Source organism: Fulvivirga lutimaris, assembly GCF_009711525.1.
Lineage (GTDB): Bacteria > Bacteroidota > Bacteroidia > Cytophagales > Cyclobacteriaceae > Fulvivirga > Fulvivirga lutimaris.
Genome location: NZ_SMLV01000426.1, coordinates 1 through 16,934 on the forward strand (window position 1 = coordinate 1; position 16,934 = coordinate 16,934).

At 37.5% G+C, this 16,934-nt stretch carries 18 protein-coding genes; 6 read left to right on the forward strand and 12 right to left on the reverse strand.

The window, feature by feature from the left end:
• Window positions 1–1,730, forward strand: a 1,730-nt coding sequence (locus E1140_RS17895; RefSeq protein WP_155187220.1) for an LTA synthase family protein, incomplete at its 5' end; no start/stop codon positions are given.
• On the opposite strand, the gene E1140_RS17900 is transcribed toward E1140_RS17895, so the two are convergent.
• Window positions 1,731–2,201 carry a DUF2062 domain-containing protein gene (locus E1140_RS17900; RefSeq protein WP_155187224.1) on the reverse strand — a complete coding sequence of 157 codons (471 nt, stop codon included), beginning with the start codon at window positions 2,199–2,201 and terminating at the stop codon, window positions 1,731–1,733.
• 373 nt (window positions 2,202–2,574) lie between these two features.
• Window positions 2,575–3,255: a head GIN domain-containing protein gene (locus tag E1140_RS17905; RefSeq protein WP_155187227.1), complete on the reverse strand. Its 681-nt coding sequence runs from the start codon at window positions 3,253–3,255 to the stop codon at window positions 2,575–2,577.
• 211 nt (window positions 3,256–3,466) lie between these two features.
• Between E1140_RS17905 and E1140_RS17910 the strand changes: the two genes are divergently transcribed.
• Together E1140_RS17910 and E1140_RS17915 are read left to right on the forward strand one after the other, a co-directional pair.
• Entirely contained in the window at window positions 3,467–5,824 is a 2,358-nt protein-coding gene (locus tag E1140_RS17910) for an ABC transporter permease (RefSeq protein WP_155187230.1), read from the forward strand.
• 145 nt (window positions 5,825–5,969) lie between these two features.
• Complete coding sequence (locus tag E1140_RS17915; protein WP_155187233.1) at window positions 5,970–6,365, forward strand: TerB family tellurite resistance protein; 396 nt, start codon at window positions 5,970–5,972, stop codon at window positions 6,363–6,365.
• Between the two features lie 33 nt (window positions 6,366–6,398).
• On the opposite strand, the gene E1140_RS17920 is transcribed toward E1140_RS17915, so the two are convergent.
• Window positions 6,399–7,493, reverse strand: a complete 1,095-nt coding sequence (locus E1140_RS17920) for an alanine racemase (RefSeq protein ID WP_155187236.1) — start codon at window positions 7,491–7,493, stop codon at window positions 6,399–6,401.
• Window positions 7,493–9,226, reverse strand: coding sequence for an amidohydrolase (locus E1140_RS17925; RefSeq protein WP_185153663.1), 1,734 nt, complete (start codon window positions 9,224–9,226; stop codon window positions 7,493–7,495). The genes E1140_RS17920 and E1140_RS17925 overlap by 1 nt, the downstream gene beginning before the upstream one ends.
• An 81-nt stretch (window positions 9,227–9,307) precedes the next feature.
• Between E1140_RS17925 and E1140_RS17930 the strand changes: the two genes are divergently transcribed.
• Window positions 9,308–10,003 carry a hypothetical protein gene (locus E1140_RS17930; protein WP_155187239.1) on the forward strand — a complete coding sequence of 232 codons (696 nt, stop codon included), beginning with the start codon at window positions 9,308–9,310 and terminating at the stop codon, window positions 10,001–10,003.
• Window positions 10,004–10,070: 67 nt separating this feature from the next.
• On the opposite strand, the gene E1140_RS17935 is transcribed toward E1140_RS17930, so the two are convergent.
• From E1140_RS17935 to pdeM, 8 genes are all read right to left on the reverse strand, one after another.
• Window positions 10,071–10,871: a hypothetical protein gene (locus tag E1140_RS17935; protein WP_155187242.1), complete on the reverse strand. Its 801-nt coding sequence runs from the start codon at window positions 10,869–10,871 to the stop codon at window positions 10,071–10,073.
• Complete coding sequence (locus tag E1140_RS17940; RefSeq protein WP_155187245.1) at window positions 10,864–11,763, reverse strand: ABC transporter ATP-binding protein; 900 nt, start codon at window positions 11,761–11,763, stop codon at window positions 10,864–10,866. The genes E1140_RS17935 and E1140_RS17940 overlap by 8 nt, the downstream gene beginning before the upstream one ends.
• Window positions 11,764–11,990: 227 nt before the next feature.
• Window positions 11,991–12,461 (reverse strand): DUF4252 domain-containing protein, encoded by a 471-nt coding sequence (locus E1140_RS17945; RefSeq protein WP_155187248.1) that lies wholly within the window; start codon window positions 12,459–12,461, stop codon window positions 11,991–11,993.
• A gap of 94 nt (window positions 12,462–12,555) precedes the next feature.
• Window positions 12,556–13,062: a DUF4252 domain-containing protein gene (locus E1140_RS17950; protein WP_155187251.1), complete on the reverse strand. Its 507-nt coding sequence runs from the start codon at window positions 13,060–13,062 to the stop codon at window positions 12,556–12,558.
• Between the two features lie 44 nt (window positions 13,063–13,106).
• On the reverse strand, window positions 13,107–13,625 hold the full coding sequence (locus tag E1140_RS17955; RefSeq protein ID WP_155187254.1) for a DUF4252 domain-containing protein: 519 nt from the start codon (window positions 13,623–13,625) through the stop codon (window positions 13,107–13,109).
• A 24-nt stretch (window positions 13,626–13,649) separates the two neighbouring features.
• Window positions 13,650–14,165, reverse strand: a complete 516-nt coding sequence (locus tag E1140_RS17960; protein ID WP_155187256.1) for a hypothetical protein — start codon at window positions 14,163–14,165, stop codon at window positions 13,650–13,652.
• Window positions 14,152–14,670: an RNA polymerase sigma factor gene (locus E1140_RS17965; protein WP_155187259.1), complete on the reverse strand. Its 519-nt coding sequence runs from the start codon at window positions 14,668–14,670 to the stop codon at window positions 14,152–14,154. Before E1140_RS17965 ends, E1140_RS17960 begins: the two co-directional genes overlap by 14 nt.
• 86 nt (window positions 14,671–14,756) lie before the next feature.
• On the reverse strand, window positions 14,757–15,392 hold the full coding sequence (gene pdeM / locus E1140_RS17970; protein WP_155187262.1) for a ligase-associated DNA damage response endonuclease PdeM: 636 nt from the start codon (window positions 15,390–15,392) through the stop codon (window positions 14,757–14,759).
• Between the two features lie 119 nt (window positions 15,393–15,511).
• Between pdeM and E1140_RS17975 the strand changes: the two genes are divergently transcribed.
• On the forward strand, window positions 15,512–15,751 hold the full coding sequence (locus E1140_RS17975; RefSeq protein ID WP_155187265.1) for a VF530 family protein: 240 nt from the start codon (window positions 15,512–15,514) through the stop codon (window positions 15,749–15,751).
• 67 nt (window positions 15,752–15,818) lie between these two features.
• The gene (locus E1140_RS17980; protein ID WP_155187268.1) at window positions 15,819–16,934 is read left to right on the forward strand and encodes an MBL fold metallo-hydrolase; all 1,116 of its coding nucleotides are present in this window, start codon (window positions 15,819–15,821) and stop codon (window positions 16,932–16,934) included.

Sequence of the window (16,934 nt, forward strand, 5' to 3'; positions counted from 1 at the left end):
CAGGTACAATGGGCTTTGGAGACATCCTTTTATCTATACTTAATGGGGCAAGGCTGGACTTAACAGTAATGGGCTACTTCTCGCTGATACCGGGTCTAATCATCTGCCTTACTACATATTTTAAACCCATTATCCTTGATGTTATATTAAATATATACACAGGGCTTATGCTCTTTATAGCCAGCTTCATTATCGTGCTGGATTTAGAACTGTATACACATTGGAGCTACCGAATGGATGCAACTCCATTGTTATATATTGGTAAAGAAGCTGCAGGTTCAGGGGACTTTTGGACTACTGTACTATTGGTCCTGTTCTGGCTCATCCTTTTTGGATTATTTGGATGGGCTTTCTTAAAATATGTTTCCAAAAGAACAAAAAGAATGGAGCCTTCCAATTGGAAAACATCTTTAGTTATCTTGTTATTAACCGCATTATTAATTGCACCGATAAGAGGGACAGTAGGTGTAGCACCAATCAATACAGGAACTGTGTACTTCCATGAGTCTAATATGTTTGCCAATCATGCTGCTATAAATGTGGTATATAATTTTGGGTATGCATTAAGAAAATTTAATCGCTTAAAATACCCAGAAAACTATCTGGCTGAGGATAAAACTAAACAGTATTTCAAGGAGATGAATGAATCTTCTGGTGAAACGGTTAAGCTAATAAATAAGGATCAGCCTAATGTTATTATAATAGTTCTTGAAAGCTACACATTCCGCTTTATTGAACCTCTAGGTGGCTTGCCTGATATTACTCCCAACATTAATGAGTTAGTACATGAGGGAGTTTTGTTTGATAATTTTTACTCATCAGGGGATAGAACAGACTTAGGTATTGTATCAATACTCAACGGTTATCCTCGCCAGCCAAAAGGGTCAATCATCAAATTTCCTAAAAAGACGGCATCCCTTCCTTTCATTAACAAAACACTTAAGTCTAGAGGATATAACACAGCGTTTACTTACGGTTGTAATATCAACTTTGCGAATTTTCAATCTTATTTATCAAATGGGCAGTTTGACAACTTAACCCATAGTCAAGATTTTCCACAAGAACTGAACACCTCTAAATGGGGAGTGCATGATCATTATGTATTTGATAAGTTTTTGGATGAGGCCAACAATACCAATTCTCCTTTCTTTAAAATCATGATGACACAAAGTAGTCATGAGCCTTTTGAAGTTCCAATGGAAACCGTAATTGAGGGTGATGATGACGTTCATAAATTTTTAAATTCTGCCTATTATACAGACAAGTCTTTAGGTGAGTTTATTGCTAAAGCAAAGCAAACTGACTGGTGGGAAAACAGCTGGATAATCATCACGGCTGATCATGGTCATTTTATGCCAGATAATCCTGGAAACACAAATGCTGACAGATTTAAGATACCTATGCTTTGGCTTGGTGGAGCACTAGCTAAACAAGATACTGTAATTCATTCCTATGCCAGCCAAACTGATATAGCAAATACCATCTTTGGCCAGCTTGGCTTTCAAGATGAAAACTTCACATTTAGCAAAAACATTTTAGCTAACGATTACAAACCCTATGCTGTATACATTTTTAACAATGGCTTTGGGTATTTAGATAACTCTCACAAAGTAGTATTCGACAATGTAGGAGGAAATTATCTTATGAAGGAAGGTGCATCAACAGAAAAAGAGTTGGAGTTGGGTAAGGCATATATGCAAACTCTATATTCAGACTTTAATAAACGCTAATTAAGCTTTAGCCATTTTTTGAAATACAATACGCAATGAAAAATAGAGGGTAACACCAAGTGGGATAATAATAATTAACCAGGCGAAAATTCCCATTAAGTGAGCTAACCATAACTGTTTTAAGGCTAACAGAAAATCATTTTTAACCAAATCAACTAGCTCAGAAATGGTATATGGTATTGGATTAACATTTAAAATTTTTGAACCGAGGTTAATTAAAGGAATAATAAGCAGTAACTGAAGTGGGTAAACAATATAATTTATTAGCTGGACAGCTGCTACATTAAGTTTAAAGATGAGTGCAATTAATAGACATAAAACGGTAGTAGTACCGACAACAGGAAACAAACCAAGAATGAAGCCAAGTGAGACCGAAAGTGCAAGACCTGTGGGAGTCATTCCCTGTTTCAAAAAGTCAAGCAATGGCTTTAGCAGCTTGTCGTTTATCTTCTTTTTAAAATTGTTGGCCATCTATGCTTTTGGACTATTTACCGAAGATAATTGTGATATAACACGGATAAAACAAAACACTAATTAATATTTTTTCGTTGTAAGACTTTATATGTCTTAGAACTGGCTTTTTAATAACAGTTAAGAATAAAAAACTCTATGCCATGATAAACTTTTCATTAAGCAGAAAAAAGTGGGTAGTACCAAAAATTAAAGGCAAATACATTGGTCGGGCTTATTTGGAAAACTTCAATAAAGCCCTCTTGAATTTGGAAAAAAATATTCAGGAAGAAGGTAATAGTAGCCATCGCAAAATGGCTACCTAGTTAGCTTCCAATAAAAAAGCCCTGACATATGTCAGGGCTTTTTTATTCAATCGTTTTCTATGGCTTTTTTAGCTTGATTTTCTCACAGAGCCCCCGCTACTTGAGTCGGTTCTAGACTTAGAAGGATTTCCGATATATCTTATGCTTGCTCCACTACTTGCGTGGGCATCAATTTCATTCTTGGCATTTACTTTAGCTCCAGCTCCACTACTAGCTCTTACTCTTACGTTTTCAGCTTCAAGATCATAAGCATCAACACCCCCTGCACTACTCACACTAACTTCAAGGTATTTTGACCTGCCTGCCACTTCAACGTCTCCCGAACTGGAAGCCGAGACACTTAAGTCGTTAACCTCTACAGACACTTCCACATCAGCAGCACTTGACACATCTATTGTCATTCTATCTCCTTTTATCACACCATCAGCGTATACTGTTGATGCACTGCTGGCAGAAATACCTTCCAGTTCCACATAAGTAACATAAACCTTTACAGATATATTTCTATAGCGATTACCTTCTAAATGCACTTTAAGCCTACTACCTCTTACCTCAGTCAATACCTCATCATTATCCAATCCACGGGCTTCAACCTCTACACTTTCTTTAGTGCCCTTTTTTAGGTACAAGTCTATAGCTTGTGAAACCTGTACTTCGTCAAATGACCCAACATCACGCTTTTCTCTTTGCTGACCGTAACTCTGAACTGTGATAAGTAACACAGTAAAGAAAAATCCTATCTTTTTCATAATTGCCAAATTTAAATATTCACCTCAAAGACCAATGAAAAATTAATGGGTTGCATCGAGCCTGAATATTTATAGTTCTGATTCAATTTTCTAAGATAACAAGATAGCATCAATCAGCTTAGAAGGTCACCAAAAATATTAATCGGAAAACTCTGCAACCATTTCGAATTAACGGAGTCATTAACTTATCTAAAACAACAACTTAAAGGTCATGCTCAAAAACTACATTCGCGTAACTGTGCGCAATCTGTTCAAAAACAGTGTCTATTCATTCATTAACATCACGGGTTTAGCAGTCGGCATTGTATGCTGCATATTGATCCTGTTATGGGTAAATGATGAGGTTTCCTATGACAAGTTCCTACCAAAATATAACAAGTTGGCTCAGGTATGGATCAATGCAGAATTTGATGGTAAAATTAACTCATGGACATCAGTGCCTCTACCCACATATGAAGCCATGAAAACGGCCGACACAAAAATCAAAAACTCATGTGTTACGGGCTGGGGGTCCTCTCACCTTTTAACCCTGGGAGAAAAAAGAATTACCAACGATGGTTATTGGGTAAGTGAGGAGTTTCTCGAAATGTTTGAATTCCCTATGGCCTACGGTGACCCAAGTACAGTACTTGATGAACCATCATCTATTGTTTTAACAGAGTCTTTTGCAAAATCATTATTTGGTGATGAAGACCCACTCGATAAAATCATCAGACTGGACGATGAAGCTGATGTAAAGGTAACAGGGATATTAAAAGATGTGCCTTCAAACTCCTCTTTTGAATTTGAATATCTAATACCTTGGAAGCTTCGAGAACAGCTGAATCCATGGGTACGTGAAAACAAAGACAACTGGGGTAATAACTCATTTCAGGTGTTTATAGAATTAGATCAAAGTGATGATTTAATGACTATAGAAAATAACGTTAAAGATATGCTGGTTGAGCATTCGGAGCCCGGATTCATGCGCTACCTGTTTCTCCACCCTGTTGAAAAATGGAGATTGTATTCCAATTTTGAAAATGGTGTGGCAACTGGCGGAAGAAGTGATTATGTTCAGTTGTTTACCGTCATAGCGCTACTAATTATAGCTATAGCCTGCATCAACTTTATGAATTTGGCAACTGCCAGATCTGAACGCAGAGCCAGAGAAGTTGGGATTAGAAAAAGTGTGGGTTCCGGCAGAGGTCAGCTCATCGCGCAATTTATAGGCGAATCAGTTTTCATTTCCTTGATTTCTTATGTGGTAGCTATTCTGTTGTCACTCTTACTCCTGCCTTTTTATAATAATCTTGTGGAGAAAGAGCTTTTTATCGACTTCACATCTCCTCTTTTCTGGATTTTTACAGCAATAGTTATTCTGGTCACAGGAATTATTTCGGGAAGTTATCCTGCATTCTATTTATCATCTTTCAGACCAGCTAAAGTTCTAAAAGGCAAGGTGACTTTAGGTAAAAATGCAAGTACTCCCAGACAGGTTTTAGTTATCCTACAGTTTGGTGTATCGATAATATTGATCATTGGTACGATTGTAATTATCCAGCAAATAAAAATGGCAAAAGATCGAGCGTTGGGTTATGATCAGGAAAAATTAATATCTATTGATAAAACAGGTGAGCTTTCTGACAACTACGATGCATTGAAAACAGAGCTCTTGCAGTCAGGAGCAGTCGCAGGCGTAACAGTATCAAACAGCAAAATCACTTCAATAAGCTCTAACAATTTTCTAGGTTGGCCAGGTAAACCTGATGACTTAAATGTAATTTTTACGACCATCACTACAGAGTATGACTATTGCCAGACAATGGGCATAGAAGTACTTATGGGGCGCGACTTTTCGAAAGATTTTAAAAGTGATACAGCTGCTATAATAATCAATAAAGCCGGGCTCGATTTGATGGGATTGGAAGATCCTATAGGCACACAGCTTGATCTCTGGGGAAGTAAAAGAGAGCTAATAGGTGTTGTGGATAATGTACTAATGGGCTCAGTTTATTCAGAGGTCAAACCTTTGTTTATGATCATTGATGACTGGGGTGGCTCCATTACAGTAAGGCTCTCAGGTGATATTCAGAATTCTCTAGCTACTGTAAAATCAATATTTGAAAAGCACAATCCTGCTTACCCATTTGAGTATGATTTTGTAGATGTAGACTACCAGAAAAAGTTTACAACCATTAATATGACCAGCAGATTAGCTAACTTATTCGCCATATTAACAATTTTTATTACAGGGCTTGGACTTTTTGGATTAGCGGCATATACTGCGGAGCAACGCACCAAAGAAATTGGCATAAGAAAGGTGTTAGGAGCCTCAGTTGGTGGATTGATTCAGTTGATGTCCTACGACTTTTCAAAGCTTGTAATCATCTCATTTTTGCTCTCATCGCCATTGGCATGGTATCTTTTAAACAGTTATTTGGAAAGGTATCCTTTAAGAACAGAAATCATGTGGTGGATCTTCCCCTTGACAGGGTTAATAGCTCTGATTTTTGCCATAGCAATAGTGAGTACTCAAGCCTTGAAAGCTGCAACGGCAAACCCGGTAAAATCACTTAGGAATGAATAAAATTGATCTAAAAAAGTACATCCTGAGGGGTGTTCTTTTTTTAAACAATTCTATTATACAAATAAAAAAATTGGCTATATTGGTAATGTATAAAGAATTTATTTGTCACCCTAAGTGACAATCAAAGGATAAAAAACTAGCTAAAATGATAAAGGAACAATTAAACGTATTAATTCAGTTGGCGGCTAGCGATAGTAATGTTGCTGAAAAAGAAGCTAAATTGATTCAAATGATTGGTGTTTCTAATGGGATACCTAAAGAGGATATCGATGAAATGCTAAAAAACCCATCTCGACCAATTGGAGATTTAGGAACCCTTACTGACGATCAAAAATTTGAGCACCTTTATCAAGTAGTGCAAATGATGAAAATTGATGGCCAGGTTTTTAAAAGCGAAATTGTTTTCTGTGAAGACATAGCTGGTAGACTAGGTTATAAGAAAGGGGTAATTGCAGAACTTTCATCAAAAATATTCAGTGATCCGTCAATAACCGCTGACAGAGATGCTTTGAGAAAGAAAGCGCAGAAATTCTTGAAGTAAGAGGATTTCTTTTAACTAATAAAAAAATGCACGCTAATTAGCGTGCATTTTTTTTGAGTAATGATCTAAAACGGTTCCTTCAAAAGTTTGGTATTCTCCCAAGCAGTCAGCTGTCATACAAGAGTGCACTGGTAGAACTCCAATAACATCTCCTACTTTCCATTTACTTAATTCTTCATCAGGCATGTATATCAACCCATGTTCTTGTGACACACTTTTAAGATAAACACCTTTTACTGGTGCGCTCCAACCATCACTTGAAACTTTAACTATCTGCCCGAAGCTGTTGTGTCCATCAACTTGTATAACATCTTTAGCAAAATGAACACCGCCCCCGTAGATGCATACCTGGTTGTTTTGGCTATTGATAGACACTATAGGACAAGCGACTGCAACACCAACTTCCTCCATAACGCATGAACCGATTTGTTCCTGCATAATATCGTAAAAGACAAAGTTCCCAGGGCTCATAGCATCAATACATTCAAACTTGTCTATAACGCTGCAAGTTGGTGTATCACCATAACATATCTCAGCATCAGGATAAGCTGACTTTATTGGTTTTAAGCATTTAATTGCTTCAGTATATATTTTCGTGATTTCTGCTTCACTTCTTGCTCCATAGGAATGACCAGCGTGCAGATAAAACCCATTGAAGTGCAGCCTTTCAAATGATTTAACCTTATTTACTAGCTGATCAATAACGGCTAAGTCCTTGGCATTAACCCCAGTTCGTCCTTTCCCAGAGTCCAATTCAATTTTTACTCCTAAATCATAATTAAGTTGGCTGGAAAGTAGATCAATAATTTCTGCATTATCAACAAGGACAGTTAGATTAATGCGGGAAGCAAGATCATTGATTAAATCAATCTGTCTGATATTACATGGGAATGCGACTGTTATATTCTTCCAGCCATCTTTAGAAAAATAATCAGCCATGCCCAATGAGCTTACCGTAATATGCTCTACACCTACTTCTTTAAACCATCTGCCTACATCATGGGATTGATGCGTTTTAAAATGAGGTTTGAAAATTAATCCATTAGCCTCTGCTTTATCCGTCATTTTACGGATGTTACTTTTGCAAATGGACTCATCAATCAGAAGTGTGGGCTTAACAATATTCATTATTTCAATTCTTTGTTCTTATAAACTACTTCTCCACCAACAATAGTCATGGCCACCTTAGTGTTTAAAATATCATTTTCTGGAATGGTCATTATGTCATCAGAAAACACAGTAAAATCCGCCAGTTTACCTTTCTCTATTGATCCTTTTACATTTTCCTCGAAAGCACCATAAGCAGCATTCCAAGTGTATGATTTTAGAGCCTGCTCCCTTGTTAGCTTCTGCTCTGGCTCATAGCCTCCTTCAGGAGTACCGGCTAATGTCTTTCTTGAAACACTAGCATAAAATGATGCCAATGGATCTACGGGCTCAACAGGCACATCTGTACCATTCACCAATACTGCACCTGACTCAATCAGTGCCTGCCACATATAGGCACCTTCAACAATACGCTTCTCACCAAGACGATCGATAGCCCAGGGTCTGTCTGAAGACATATGTACAGCCTGCATAGCAGGAATAACCTTAAGCTGACCAAAGCGTGGTATATCATCAGGGTGCAGGTGCTGCGCATGCTCTATTCTGTACCTAACATCACCTACATTTCCATTCTCATCGAATGCACTTTCATAGCGATCTAAAATTTCTTTGTTAGCTCTATCTCCAATGGCATGTGCGCATACCTGGAAACCATGCTCAAGTCCATCTTTTGATGTTTGAGCAACAAACTCCATTGGTAGGGTTGGCATTCCAAAATGTCCGGGGCGATCTGTATATTCCTCTAACAACCAGGCACCTCTTGAACCCAAAGCACCATCACAGTTCAGCTTGACTGATCTAATGGTTAACAGGTTATCAACTGTGTCAATCTCAGGGCCTTTCTCATACCACTCTGCTAAAAGTTCTTTGTCAAAACCCGTAAGCATTACATATAACCTAACACCCAACTTACCTTCTTCTTTGTAACTCTTGTAAAGATCTATTGTCTCTCTGCCTACTCCTGCATCATGAAAACTGGTTATTCCATTTCTCCAGCTCGCCTCAATAGCTAACTGCAGCGCTTGTCTGTCTCGCTCTTCAGTATTTTCAGGAATATTTTTCGTGATTAAAGTCATGGCTCTTTCATTAAATATCCCTGTTGGATTACCCAGCTCATCTCTAATAACCTCACCACCTTCCACTTCTTCTTCTGTCAGGTTTTCTTTAGACATCTGCAAAACTCCTGCTACTTCCATAGCTTTGGTGTTGGCCATACCGGCATGTCCACTGGCATGTCTTAGGTATACAGGATTATCAGGTGAAACTGCACTTAGTTTATCATGAGTCTGAAAACCTTTGATCATTGTTTCATTACTATTATCCCATTTACTTTGGTGCCATCCGCGACCGACAATCCACTCACCAGGTTTAGCATTGGCTACAGCCTCCTCCACTCTTTCTACCAACTCGTCATAGCTTTTAACATCCATAAGGTCAAGGTTCAGCTCATTGTAACCAAGTCCCATAAAATGACCATGCCCTTCTATAAAACCAGGGGTTAGCGTCTTTCCTTCTAAGTCTATGATCTTAGTGTTTTCGCCCTTGTACTTCTCCATATCAGCAGTTGCTCCTACATCGAGAATTCTATCACCAAGCACGGCAATAGCCTCTGCTTTTACATTGTTCTGATCAACAGTATAGATATTCCCATTCTTTAAAATGGTATCTGCAACGGGCAACTCTTTATCACTACATGAGAGTAGCACAATGGACACCATAAACAGATTCAAGAGGTTTTTTAGGTAGTGGTTCATATTAAAGTTTTAATTTTCAGGTTGAATTCAATGTTTTGAATTTATCAAATAGCAGTCAATAAAAATATAAATACTTCCATAATGCTCAAGAAAGCTTTACAAACGGTAGCGGTAATTGTTATTTTATTTTCCAGTCAAAGTGCTTTTTCTCAGGGTGTAGGTGTCTCCTTTTCATACTTTCTCCCTAAAAATGGATATTTCTCTACACCCATAAGTCCATTTTCCTTGCGCGGTTTAGGTGTTAATATTGGTGACTACATGGCTTTAAACAGCGGCTTCTCTCTTTACAGAATGTCTGGGATGAATGTGATTGATATGGGAGAATTAGAAACTAAAGACCCCATTGCAGGACCCAACTTCACGCTACTTGTGCCACTTGAGCTTGTATTGCAGGTTGCCTTTCAAAATCAGGAATTTAAATTAAAGGGCGGTGGCTTTGCCTTTAAATCATTTGATGATAAAATAAACTATGGAAATCTGGATAAAGCCATAAGAAAATATGAAGGCTGGGCAGTGGCCAACTCAAATATTGATTTTGATGCAGGAATTGGGCTAGGTTATTTCTTTGGTGCAGAATATATTATTTACGTCACTCAGCAATGGGGCCTTTCTCTTGAAGCCAACTACTTTATTGGAGATGCAGATTTCCCAATGACCGGCAGCTATACGGGAGGGAATTCTGTTGGGTTTCTAGAAACAAAGCCCATAGACTATAAAGACGCCAAGATGGATTTTACGGGACTAGAAATCTCAATTGGAGTTATTATTACGCAGTAAAAAGGTTTAAGACATAAGATTTAAGTACACTATTCTCATATCTTATGTCTCGTTTCTAACATCTCACTTAAAGATCGCTGTTCTTTAATTTATAATGTATTGCAGCAACAAACAGCACAATGTATAAAATCACAACGGCTACAGCATCAAATGCCACATAGTCTTGTATCTCCTGAAACCAATAGCGTGGAAATGGCACCTCAATCAATGCACTGAAAGCCTGCATTGGGAGGTAGTCCCCTATAAAATCAATACTATCTGGCAACAGGCCAATTATTGTTCCTTCAATTGGTCGGTATAACAGCAACATGAAAACAGTTAAGGCTGACCTCTTAAAAAGTACCGTTAGGAAAAAGGCAAATATCAAATAAGCCAGCAGGTCAAGGAAATAAGCAAACACAAACTCAGAACCTGTAAAAACATCTCCAAAATCTAAGTCCGGGGTATATATCAACCCAGTAACAAGACAAGTAAAGAATACTAAAACCGTAGACCCTATTGATAAAAGTAAAATAGTGGCCAATTTCGATTTAAGAAAATCTACTCTGCTAAAACCGTCAATGATATTTTGTCTTACTGTCTTATAGGAAAACTCATTAGAAACTGAGATTATAATTACAATTGCCAGAAATATCTTTAGAAAGGTGTACACATATGTTACGTTCTGCCAGATATCCGTAAAGTGCAGTACAGGTATTTTCATTGGGTCAAACCCATCAAATTCCGCACCCTTCACTTTTAACCATTTAAGGAATTCAATAACAGTTATCGGAATACTTACTATCAATACTGCATACAGAATATTAAGCACATTGAATGCCCTGTAATTAGTAAGCTTTATGAGGTCTATTTTTAATAATCTAAGCATTGTCTGATACGGCTAAAAGTTCAAGGAATTGTTTTTCAAGGCTCTTGCGCTGAGTCACCAAATGCGACACACTGATACCCTTACTAAATAAGAAAGCATTAAGGTCTGAGGCAGTAACTCCATCTTCAAGATTTACAATATACCTGTTACCTTCCTTCTCAACTTTAAGTGTCTTATCATAACCAGACAGCACCTCCTTAATATTTTCATCATCTGCCATTAGCTCTACAGAAGATGCACCTTTACTCACCTCATCTACACTACCAACATGTATGAGATTGCCTTTTTTAAGCACACAGAAATGAGTACAAACCTTTTGCACCTCATCTAGCAAATGGCTTGCAAGTATTATCGTTTTACCTTCATTAGCTATTTGCTTGATCAGTTCACGTATCTCAGCAATACCCTGAGGGTCTAGACCATTTGTAGGTTCATCAAGTATCATTACCTCTGGGTCGCATAGCAATGCCGAAGCAATGGAAAGCCTTTGCTTCATCCCCAAAGAATAGGTTCTAAACTTATCATCTTTTCTATCCAACAGCTCCACCTTTTTTAAAGCAGGCTCTATATTGGACTTTGGTGCGCCTTTAATCTCGGCAACAATTTCAAGGTTTTTGGCCGCTGACAGGTATGGATAAAAAATAGGCGTCTCTAAAATCGCACCTATCTTCTTACGCATCTCTTTGCTTGCGGGCTCACCAAACCAGGAGAATTCTCCACTGGTTTTATTTATGACATCCAACAGAATACCTAGTGTGGTGGTTTTACCACTCCCGTTGGGGCCTAATATGCCAAACACCTGGCCTTTACTAACCTCTAAAGAAAGGTTATTGACTGCTGTAAGACGGCCATACCTCTTGGTTAGGTTTTTAATTGATAATACTGATTCCAAATTGACTTCTGATTAATTTCTTAATAATACGATAATTCTATGACTATGACTTTCAATCAAAACTTAAAGGGTTGATTTTATGATGATTGGTACTTAGTTCACCTGAATGAATAGCTTATCATTGTTGATAAGTGTTAATGACACCAACAAAATAGTATTTGAATTTATAAAGACTGTTTTGAGTCTTGAGCTAATAGAATGATAAAAGGCAGATTACCTTCTTTTCTTTACTCATTAAGAGCCTTTACTTTTGAAATAATACTCCCAATTTTATTTAGAGGAATAGAGCCTTTGATATCTAAAACTGATACGCTCTCATCATCCTGCATGAGCATAACGATTCCTGTTGTCACACCATCATCTTCTTGAATGTAGGCATTTACATTCATACCCTCGTGGCGCATAGTCATAAGGTCTTCGAAATCTTCATCTTTATAGTCATCTACCAGGTCATTGTAGTCATCTTTATCGAAATCATCTGCCTTCTTATCTACTCTCACAAACTTCATTTTCTCAATTTGCTTTATCATTTCGGCAAATTCAGGATCATCAGTTTGGTTGAGCATTTTTAAAGTGTTGCTGTAGAAAAACAACACAAATGCATCTTCGTGGTCTTTGTGAAATGACTGTGTAGTTTTGCTTTGAGCCACTCCCAACAAGGGTGACATGACTATTAAAAAAACAATGATTCTTTTCATGATAAAAAATTAAAGCCCTAAAGATAATGCCCGCCATTAAAATGGCAGGCAGAAAAATTCTGATTAATATTAAATGCTATGACAAATTAATGAATTAATGCCAGTCATCATGGTTTTTAGCCATATAAGCCAAGTCTTTCATTTCAATAATTCCATCAATATTGATTAAGGTGAAATCATCATTATCACTATTGATTAACATTAACATGTTATTGATCTTGTCACCTCCAGTTTTAGCCATAAAGTAAACTCTGTCGCGGCCTTCACGCACTGTCATAAGCTCTTCATATTTCTCTGACTTCAACTTGTTCTTCAAATCATCGATATCCGCAACTTCAAGTCCTGATCTGTACATTGGTATCGACAATATGTTCATTGATTTGATACCTGAGGCTAATCTACCTATTACCTCAGCATCTTCATCATCATCAGCAAACTGAGCTATGTTGGCAACTAATTCAAAAATTCCTCCATTCAATGACACTACCTTAGCATCTCTATCATTTTTGAACTTGTTGCTAAAATCTTCCACTGCCTTGCTTTGACCAAATGAGAACGTTGCAATTGCAGAGAATAAAATGATTGACATTAACTTTTTCATAATCCTATCTATTTTGAGTTGTAAATTGTTGTTTAAAAGTTGTTCTAGTTGTTTTTATCAAGCTTGTTGAGATTGTCCAAGCCATCTATATCCATAGCTTTAGATATTTTAGCTACCTGCTTAAGGTCTATTTCTCCAAAAATGGTCAGAATAAAGAATTGAGAATCACCGCCCATCAGCATCACCAATTCGCCAATCTTTCCATCCTTTTCCTTAATCATAAACTTCATGTCCTTGTCTTCATCACGTACAGACATCAATTCTTCAAACTCGGCTTTTGGCAGCTTAGACAAGGCCTCCTTGTAAAGTGACTTACCATTGCTGATATCTTCTTTGGCTAATATTTTAAGTCCCTTCAATTTCCCAATAGCATCCATTATTTCTTTATCTTCCTGCGACTCCATTTCTAGGTCAGTAAAAAGACCGAACATGCGGCTGGTGATAGTCACATTAGTAAATGACTGATCATCGGCATATTTTTCAAAAAATCTGGAAATAGCATCTTGTGCATTTAGCTGTACAGCACTGGCCATCATCGCTATTATTACTACTAACTTTTTCATGTCTATATATTTAATTTCTTAATTCTATAATTGATTATCTGCTTTCACCTTCTCCTGAGCTTCATTGAAAGTGGAAAGCTTTCTCACTTCTTTTCTTCCTTTGTTAAAGTTTTTGGAGATCATTTGTAAAGCCTTTTTGGTTTCTTCAAAGGCCTTTTCCGGATCTTCAAATGTATCTGAAACGTAAGGCTTCATCTCCTCTTTGCTTAACTCCTCTTTGATAAAATATCCTGCAGTGATAAGTATTAATCCTACTGCCGCCACTTTGGCTATATTTCCAAACAGAGCAATTATATTTCCTTTCTTCTCAACTTTTGGCTGTACATTTTCTATTTCAGCCATTATCCGCTGATCAAAAAAACTATCAAGCCCTCCTATCTTTTGCTCTCTTTCATAGTGTCTGAAAAGAGGGGCTACCTCAGCATATTTCTTATCATATTCTGTCTTATTGAAATATGCTTTCAGTTCTTTCTCTTCCTCTAATGAAGTTTCGCACTCCCAGTACTTCTCTAACAAGTCGTCTATTCTATTGGAGTCCATAAGCATTCATGTTTAATAAATTTTCTTTTACTGCCTGTCTCGCTCTAAACAAGTTCACTTTCACTTGATTCATATCAATCTCGAGAATGTCACCAATCTCTTTGTAACTGTACCCTTCAACATCTCGCAGCTGTATTATCTGCTTTTGCTTTTCGGGTAATGAAGCTATGAACCTGCCTATATTCTTCATGGTATCATCCATTTCTGTAGAGCGGTAGGGTGTTAAACCATCGCCCTGACTAACATCAAAACCTTCCTGAATATGGTCTGTCATTTTACGAGTCTTAGACTTTATCTTGTCCAATGAAAGGTTTCTGGTTATGCGCATGCACCATGCCTCCATATTTTCCAGCTGGTCCATTTCTTCGCGCTTATTCCAAACTTTAATAAACACCTCTTGCACCACATCTTGAGCTTCATCCTGATCGCCAAGCATCTTAAATGCGAAACGATAAAGTTTATCTTTAGTGGGCAGTACTCGGGTTTTAAAAGCTTCCAAACTCATATTCATAGGCAAGACGACCAAGTGTGTGGGATGTTACAAGGTAATGAAAAAAAAAATTAACATTCTTCGAGATAGTGAATTAAAACTCAAACAGCCAGCACTTTACCTTCCACAATTGGAAAAACTTTATCAGACTTTTTAATAGATAATTTGTGAAGACCAGTGAACTCACCGAAGGCAGGCAACAGCCCTTGTTTATCACCAAAGTGAAAGCAAGGTAGTCTTATTCCTTGTCTGGCTTTGCCTCTTAGTACTACACCAGGGTGAATATGACCGGCAAGATTATAGCCATCGAAAGTCTCCATAGGCTCATGAGAAATAATAAATGGTCCAATTGTCAGCGGGTCTTTATAAATATTAATACCATATTTTGTGTATTGATGTTCACTCATGATATCATGATTACCAATTACCAAGTCAAATGTTATTTCCGGAAACGAGTTTATGAATGTGCCAAAATCCTCCCATGAAGGATTATAATGACTGTGAAACAAATCGCCCATAAACAATACCCTTTCTATCCGTTCTTCTTGAAGCAGTGATATTAGGCGTTCTATGTTTTGGTCATTAGATTTTGAAGGAACAGCTATACCAGATCTTCTAAAATGATTTGCTTTGCCAAGATGAAGGTCGGCAATTAATAGCAATTGGTGCTTTTCCCAAATAATGCCCTTTTCTCCGAGCAAAGTCAGCTTTTCTTTTTTAAGTTCAATTTCAAGCATAGTACTAATTAAGAGTGTCTTGCGTCAATTTAATTTAAACTCAAAAGTCTTTTAGATTAATTATATGTTATCAATATTGTTCATAAATCTATTTAATTTAAAGCTTAACAAGCTTAAAAATGAAAGACAAAAGCAATACTGACAAAGAGCAGCCCAATAACCCTTTGCATGGTGTAAAGCTGGCAGATATCATGGAGCAACTTGTAGACCATTATGGTTGGGAAAAATTGGCCCAAAAGATCAATATCAATTGCTTTAAGAATAACCCCACGATAAAGTCAAGTCTTACATTTTTGAGAAAGACACCGTGGGCAAGAGATAAAGTTGAAAACCTTTATCTGAGAATGATCAGGAAATAACCTCATATCATTTTAAAACCATTACTGGCAAACAGGAGTTACTATAGCTTAAAATAACATTTTATAAATGAAAAAAATCATAGTAAGAACGCTGACAGGCCTACTGTCAATAGTGTTACTAGTAATAATTATTGGAGTTCTATTTATCAACTTCTCACCTGCATTTGGCGATGCTCCCTCTGGTGAGTCCCTCGAAAAAATAAAGGCTTCTAAAAACTATGATGGAGAAAAGTTCGTGAACCTTATCGCCACTGAAGTTCAGACTCCAGATCCTCAAAACGAGCAGTCCATGGCAGGCTTCATTTATAAAAATTTCTTCCCTCCTGAAGACAAGAATCCGTCCAAGCCGCTACCGTCAAAAGTACTTAAAGGCAATGAATTGGAAGAAGGTCATTTCGCATGGCTGGGTCATTCCACAATACTTATGAAGAATGATGGAAAGGTAATTATCACTGATCCGGTTTTTAATAATGCTTCGCCTGTACCTGGTTCCGTAAAGCCTTTTGATATGGAAAATACTCCAACTATTGATGATTTACCATCTAAAATTGATGTGGTCTTGATATCTCACGATCATTATGATCATCTGGATTATAAGGCCATACAAGACTTGGATGAAAGAGTGTCTAAGTTTTTAGTGCCACTGGGAGTTAAGGCACATTTGCTTTCCTGGGGAGTTGCCCAGGAGAAAATTGAAGAAAAAGATTGGTATGAAGGCTTTGAGTATGATAATATAAAGTTCACCTTAACCCCGTCAAGACATTTTAGTGGCCGCGGATTAAGCAACAGTTTCTCAACACTTTGGGGGTCATGGGTTATCCAGTCTGACAGCCTGAACATATTCTTTAGTGGAGACAGCGGCTATTTTGATGAATTCAAAAAGATTGGTGAAAAATTTGGCCCTTTTGACATTGCTTTTATGGAAAATGGCGCCTATAACACCAACTGGAATCAAATACACTTTATGCCAGAGCAGTCCGTACAAGCCAGCATAGATTTAAGAGCAAAGCTCATGTTCCCTATCCATTGGGGAAAGTTTGACCTGGCACTACATAAATGGACGGAACCTATAGAAAGGGCAAGCGATGCTTCGGAGGTGAAAGGAGTGAGATTAGCAACTCCATTTATTGGTGAAATCTTTGATTTAGAAAATCCTCCGAACAGGGTTTGGTGGGAGTTTTAA